This is a genomic window from Polynucleobacter sp. Fuers-14 (assembly GCF_018882045.1).
Classification (GTDB): domain Bacteria; phylum Pseudomonadota; class Gammaproteobacteria; order Burkholderiales; family Burkholderiaceae; genus Polynucleobacter.
Genome location: NZ_JACVPG010000026.1, coordinates 48,552 through 54,656 on the forward strand (window position 1 = coordinate 48,552; position 6,105 = coordinate 54,656).

The following is a 6,105-nucleotide window of genomic DNA, read 5'->3' on the forward strand; positions in this document are numbered from 1 at the left end:
CCCCCATTGGGATCATGGTTGTTAATCCACTACATCACCCCTAAAATCATTGAGAGCAGTAGTTAACTTACTACACATTTTTTCGGTAAGTTGAATATAGTTTTTCTCATTTATTTTTTAAGGGTGTCATTTGCTTTCTGGTGCATTGTCTAGAAATGTATTGCTAATTTCGGGGGTAACTTTCTCTCATTTATTAGCGCTATTGATGCTTTTATCGGGATCATTTGCGGGGTCTAATTTATCTGCTCCAGATTTTCTGATGGTAAATCTTGTGGGTAAAAGTGCCCCGTCACCTCAGCAGCAAAAATCTCTGGTTGCATCCCAAGTCAAAACACCCCCTAAAAGTGAGCTTGATAATTCCAGTGCTGTAAATGAATCCCATGCGCATAGTGATAGCAAGGGGGCTGGGCTTCTAGCAGCAGGCGCAGCTAGACAGGCCATACACAGCCCTAAACCACATTACCCCTTAGTCAGCAGACAGCTTAAGGAACAAGGCTTGGTCATTGCAAGACTATGTGTCAGCGATCAAGGCCTTGTGCAAGAAGTTGGCATCACCCAGAGCTCGGGCTTTCAGGGTTTAGATCGTTCAGTCATCAAGGCTTTGGCTCAGTGGAGATTTGCGCCTATTGCAATAACTCCCACCCAGCTTTCTTTGCAATGCTTTCAAACACCAATTCAATTTACCTTGGAAGGCTAGTACTTGAGCGAGAAAAATATCTTAGATATTGATTCAAAATGCATTCGATCAACCCAGATTTTTCCCATAACAATTCCAAGCGAAATCTTATTGGGGCGAACAAAACAGATCTTCATTTTGCATGATGGGCATTCATATCAATTGCGCATCACTAAATTAGGGAAGCTCATTTTGACGAAGTAAATATGAATTAACTTACTAGCCAGCAAGAGCATTTTCATATGCATATAGCCAGCGATTTTTTGTTTTTATCACTGGAGATGGTATATGAAGCATCAAGAAGTTGTTCGTCCTCGAATTCGGTTGGCCTGGTTTTCATCGTTTGCATTGTTATATGGAGGATCTTTTTCAGTTTGGGCTAATGCTCAAGATATTGAGTTACCTAGGATTGATATTGTTGGGCGAGAGGAAAATGCCCTTTATAAAATTCCAGGAACGGTTGATGTCATCAACCAACAGAGGATGGAGGAGTTACAGCCTCAGTCGCTACAAGACGTATTAAAGACAGTTCCTGGTGTCAATGTCCGTGGAGATGAGGGTGGCCTAGGATCTATTCCGAATATTGGTATTCGGGGATTAAATCCCAGTCGCAGCTCCAAGGTTCTTCTTCTGGAGGATGGCGCTCCCATTCAACCAAGTCTCTTCATTTCCAATGCTTCCTATTACAGCCCACCTGTAGAGCAAATCGGTGGGATTGAAGTTTTAAAGGGCGCATCGGGCCTGAAATATGGCCCATCCAATATTGGTGGCGTGGTGAACTACCTTAGCAAAACACCTGCTCCAGGATTTAAGTTAACCGGCAAAGTGGGTAACTACGGATATCGTTTAGCAGAGCTTGAGGCAGGGGGAAAATCATCATCGAATGGCGCCATTGGAGGAATTAATCTGATTCAATCTGAGTCCAATGGATACCAAGGCAATGGTTTCAAGATGTATGACATCTTGGTGAAAGGGGGAATGGAGATTGCACAGAATCAGTGGTTAAGTCTCAAATATACCCATTACGATAACAATATCAATACCTCATATGTAGGTCTGCGCCCAAATCAGTACAGCACTCACTCAAGAGATAATCCAGCGCCAAATGACCGCTTTATTACCCAAAGAAATGCAGTAGATCTCAATCATGCTATCGAAATTAGTCCTGAGACCAAAATCAATACTTTGATGTATTGGAGCAGGTTATCTAGAGATTATTGGCGGCAAAGTATTGTTAAACGTACACAGGAATCGACAGTCTTTAGAGTCTGCAACGTAGGTGCTGATTGTCTGATTGGACGAAATCGAGAGTTTCAAATGTTAGGTATCGATTCTCGGGTAGGTCATGCCTATAAGGCTCTGGGGATTTCGAATGAAGCAGAGTTTGGATTGCGCATGCATACCGAATCTCAAATCAATCAAGTAGTGAGTTCCAAAACTCTAGCCTATTCTGGTCGACTCACTTCGCAGGAAGATAACAAGGCTAATTCAGTGGCGGTCTATGCGCAAAACCGTTTCTTGCTGAGCAAAGACTTTGCCCTTATTCCTGGGGTACGAGTGGAAAGTTATAACCAGACCCGTTCAAATGCCGCTATTGGAAAAGCTGGTAGCGCCAAGAATGTAGAAACTATTCCACAAATTGGTGCTACCTGGCAGCTTGTTCCCCAAGTGCAGGCGTACGGTAGTGTTTATAAAGGTTTTGCGCCAGCACAGTTAGCCACCGCAATTGATGACAAAGGGGTTGATCAGCAGTTAGCCCCAGAACGCTCAACCAATACGGAGCTCGGTCTGCGTGGTCGCTCGGGTGCTTTTACTTATGATTCAGCTATTTTTAGCATGAACTTCAGTAATCAAATTGTGAACCAAAGTTTGGCTGCCGGAATTTCTAAAGCCAATGGCGGTAAAAGTTTGCATCAAGGTGCTGAGATGTCCTTGGCTTATGCGCTAGGAGGGGGATGGGGCATTAATGGTAATGCTACTTATATCCCGGTGGCTAAGTTTGTTGGCACGAGCTCTTTGGGGCGAGATGGTAATCGCATTCCGTACACGCCTAAATTAACCTCAAATTTGGGTGTTAGCTACGAAAAGAATGGCTTCAATACTTTAGTCAATCTGAATTATGTTTCTACTCAGTATGCGGATTCGGCAAATACGGTTGCGCAAAATGCCATTGGAACTTTAGGCGAGGTTCCTGCCTTTACAACAGTCAATTGGAGTGCTAACTACGCCATCAACAAAGATTGGAAAGTGTTTGGAGTGATTAATAATGTATTTAATAAGAGATATATTTCCAGCCGGAGTCCTGATGGAATTTTTGCTGGAGCACCTCTCAATTTCCAAGCTGGCATGAGCTATCAATTCAATTAATAAGAATGATGGATTCCTAAAGCAAAGAAAAACGCCACCCAGATAGGTGGCGTTTGACTGTTACTTCAAAATGGTGGACCGGCGGGAATCGAACCAAATCTTACTTTCTAGCCCAAAATCATACAGTTAAGTGCCACTAAAAAGGTACGAATTTCGAAGAGTGCCCCCAAAAATACCCCCAGATTTAATTCATACAATTTGACTAAATTGCTCTCATATATTTAGGGTGGCAATGCAAGGCGAAACATATGCAGGTTATGAGATAAATAAACTTCAGGGAACCTCTACTTCGCGATTAACCTAGAAAACCTTTTTATCTATGGCCTAACCTTTGGAACCATCCTTTCCTGATATGCAAAATTTATATCGATATTTTTGGAGAAGGTCTAAATTAATTTCCCCAGCCATAAAAAACTCTATTTATTATTTGAAAAATATACTAGTAAAGGCATTAATCAAAAGCTTCTTTGAAAACTCTTTCCCTAACAATCTCGCGCTTAAAATAGGGTTAGCAGAATAAATAGATCATAGCCCACACCCATACAATAATGAATACAAAAAACAATCTTTCGCTACTTAAAAGATCTTTGGGCCTTGATGCTAAGCATACTTTACAAAATAGCAAATCATTGAATATCGGAGCTTGACATTTGTTGCAGGTGTAGTTTTTTCTGGTTCGCATAGGCCTATCGCCGGACTTAAGTGTTTAAAGTGTAAGCCGAAAAATTGTCAACAAGAAGTAAACGGTTGCCCCATAGTTCTGTGTATACCGAGTGTATTGAGTGCTCTCGAATTAAGTGTGTTCAATCGAGGCGCGTGATTAAAGGATATGTATTAGTGTTTAATGGGGATAGCCTAAGAAGCCCCTTAGTCGAAATATTTTCACTTAATAATCTTCCCACATGAAAAACGCTAACACTCAAATCATTAGATGGTGCAATATAAAATGGACTTGAAGCTGCAACGCTCTTGAGAGTCTTAATCAATTTGCATTCCTATCTATAAGATATCTCTCTAAAGCATATTGGAATGCATTTCAAGCAGACATCCCTTGTTCAAGGGATTTTTTAAATCAAAAACTACGACCATAATAGATCGCACAATGTGTCGATGTTTCTTTTTGGCCTTTATTTTAATTTACCCAGCCTTAAAAAGTTGGGGGATTTTTTAACTTACTTAAAAATGCGGATAAATTCTGTATTTGCGGTGTTCGAATCCTTAGGCTCCCTTATGAATATCTTTATTTCATGTTATTTAATGGGCTAATAGAGTGGCAACAATAAGTGTAGATGTATCTATTAATCACACTAAAAGAAGTTTATTAAATGACGCAATAGATTTTTAGTCATCGGCCTATTATTTGGAGGTTTCTTTTTTTTGGCTGTTGTCAGTAGAGGGAGGAGTCAAGAAGATATTGATGAATTTTCTAGGAAGACTTTGCCGGCCTTAATCTTTAACTTGCTAGCTAAAACAAAATAACCATGAAAAAATACCTATATTTTGTAGAGAAAATTCAGAAAATTAATGCTCAATACGGCCTCACGCACCATGAAATAGCGCTATTAGATTTTTCCGCAAGAAGGTACTTTGCTAACGAGTCTATTACTGTTGGTGAGTTAATTCTTCAAAGGGGTCTAGCATCCCAAGCAACACTGCATAAGACATTTAAATTTTTGTTGGATAAAAAATTACTGGCAACTCAACATCATGAGACAGATGGTCGCATAAAACAGGTTATTTTGACTAAGCTAGCATTGGAACGTTGTAAAAATTTAGATCGCATTATGAATAAGGCCCTAAAGCCAAATTGAAGAATAAAGCTCCTGTTGCATTTGATTCTATTGGATGCAGGGGATTCTCAACCCCTTTTTTGCTAGCAACTCTCCAGTGTTTGGGGTGACTCAGAATAATGATGGGGTAGTTAATCCCCCATAAGCATCCAGTCACTCTCTGCCGTAATACTATTGCATAGGAATTCGTTAGTAGCGCTTTGAATAGCAGCGCCAATAGAGTTATGAGAGCTTCTGGGTTGCCCTAGATAAACAACTTCAAAACTCATCCTATCTGATAGTGCTATATAGACGGGCTGTCCATTATTTTGATGAACAAGAATATATTTCATACCAAGACATTAATTGATGGTAATAGTAAAGTTAACCCCTTATTTGCGGGAGATGGGCAGCATCTAAATGCTTGCTTAATAATATTAAATGGTAATTTTTAAAGGCTTTATGTCTTTACGTAATCATTTGGTTCAAGCGATGCAAGGGCTTGGTTTTTTAAAGCCTCAAAATGTTTAGCAAGGACGCTTACGGTTAACTTAAATGAGGGTCCATATGAGGAAAATTTTGACATCAAGCAATAGAGCGTTTCCTATCTTATGCGCCCTAATTTTTAGGACTGGACTGTGAGGGTAAATAATGCTCAGGGATGCTAAAAATAACCGTACTGGGTTAATAGCCATACCTGCAGTTTACTCTGATGGACTAATGATGGACTGACGTAGTCCAAGAAAATGCTCAATGATTTATTAATATCGGCGCTGCCAAGACCGCAAAGCCGTTTATTAAATGCTGATATTGGATAATTTATCGTATTAATTTGGCGAATTATGTGACCCAACTGCAGTAATCGTCATCATTAAACAGTTAAAGCCAAAACTTCCCAATCTAGGATATTGCCGGAAATCCCAAGTGCACACTGCTCTGCTGCCGCCAGTACTGCATCACTAATTGAATTGTGTGAGCTCATGGAAGCATCCTCATAAAGGACGTGAAATTGCCTATCATCGGCTACGGCAATATAAACGGGCTCAAGCACGGTGGGGTATTTCATTATTTTTTTCATGGCGCTAACAATTTATTTTCTTGGTCGACAAGAGTCGTGAATCGCTATTGATGTAGATAAAATCGTTAATGAAGCTATTGAGGCAACCCCTTCAAGTCGTAAGCCCCTGAAGGTAAAATCGCCAATAGAATTAATACAGAAATAGCGCATAGTACAAGCGTTTTCATAGCCCAACTTTATACGCTAATGTCGTATTCCTAAACCCCATATTTAAG

At 40.2% G+C, this 6,105-nt stretch carries 5 protein-coding genes; 4 read left to right on the forward strand and 1 reads right to left on the reverse strand.

Going from position 1 to position 6,105, the window contains the following annotated elements; translation table 11 throughout:
* Window positions 1-205: 205 nt before the first annotated feature.
* From ICN40_RS11470 to ICN40_RS11485, 4 genes are all read left to right on the forward strand, one after another.
* Window positions 206-697, forward strand: coding sequence for an energy transducer TonB (locus tag ICN40_RS11470; RefSeq protein WP_216244099.1), 492 nt, complete (start codon window positions 206-208; stop codon window positions 695-697).
* A 3-nt stretch (window positions 698-700) separates the two neighbouring features.
* Window positions 701-880: a hemin uptake protein HemP gene (gene hemP, locus ICN40_RS11475; RefSeq protein ID WP_072583679.1), complete on the forward strand. Its 180-nt coding sequence runs from the start codon at window positions 701-703 to the stop codon at window positions 878-880.
* 84 nt (window positions 881-964) lie between these two features.
* Window positions 965-3,043 carry a TonB-dependent receptor domain-containing protein gene (locus tag ICN40_RS11480; RefSeq protein WP_216244100.1) on the forward strand — a complete coding sequence of 693 codons (2,079 nt, stop codon included), beginning with the start codon at window positions 965-967 and terminating at the stop codon, window positions 3,041-3,043.
* A gap of 1,481 nt (window positions 3,044-4,524) precedes the next feature.
* Complete coding sequence (locus ICN40_RS11485; protein WP_216244103.1) at window positions 4,525-4,854, forward strand: hypothetical protein; 330 nt, start codon at window positions 4,525-4,527, stop codon at window positions 4,852-4,854.
* 829 nt (window positions 4,855-5,683) lie between these two features.
* Here the strand turns inward: ICN40_RS11485 and ICN40_RS11490 are convergent.
* The gene (locus ICN40_RS11490) at window positions 5,684-5,890 is read right to left on the reverse strand and encodes a hypothetical protein (RefSeq protein WP_216244105.1); all 207 of its coding nucleotides are present in this window, start codon (window positions 5,888-5,890) and stop codon (window positions 5,684-5,686) included.
* Window positions 5,891-6,105: the final 215 nt, after the last annotated feature.

Coding starts and splice junctions, on each gene's coding strand:
- ICN40_RS11490 (WP_216244105.1), bottom strand. CDS start 5,890: ATGAAAAAAATAATGAAATACCCCACCGTGCTTGAGCCCGTTTATATT.
- ICN40_RS11480 (WP_216244100.1), top strand. CDS start 965: ATGAAGCATCAAGAAGTTGTTCGTCCTCGAATTCGGTTGGCCTGGTTT.
- ICN40_RS11470 (WP_216244099.1), top strand. CDS start 206: ATGCTTTTATCGGGATCATTTGCGGGGTCTAATTTATCTGCTCCAGAT.
- ICN40_RS11485 (WP_216244103.1), top strand. CDS start 4,525: ATGAAAAAATACCTATATTTTGTAGAGAAAATTCAGAAAATTAATGCT.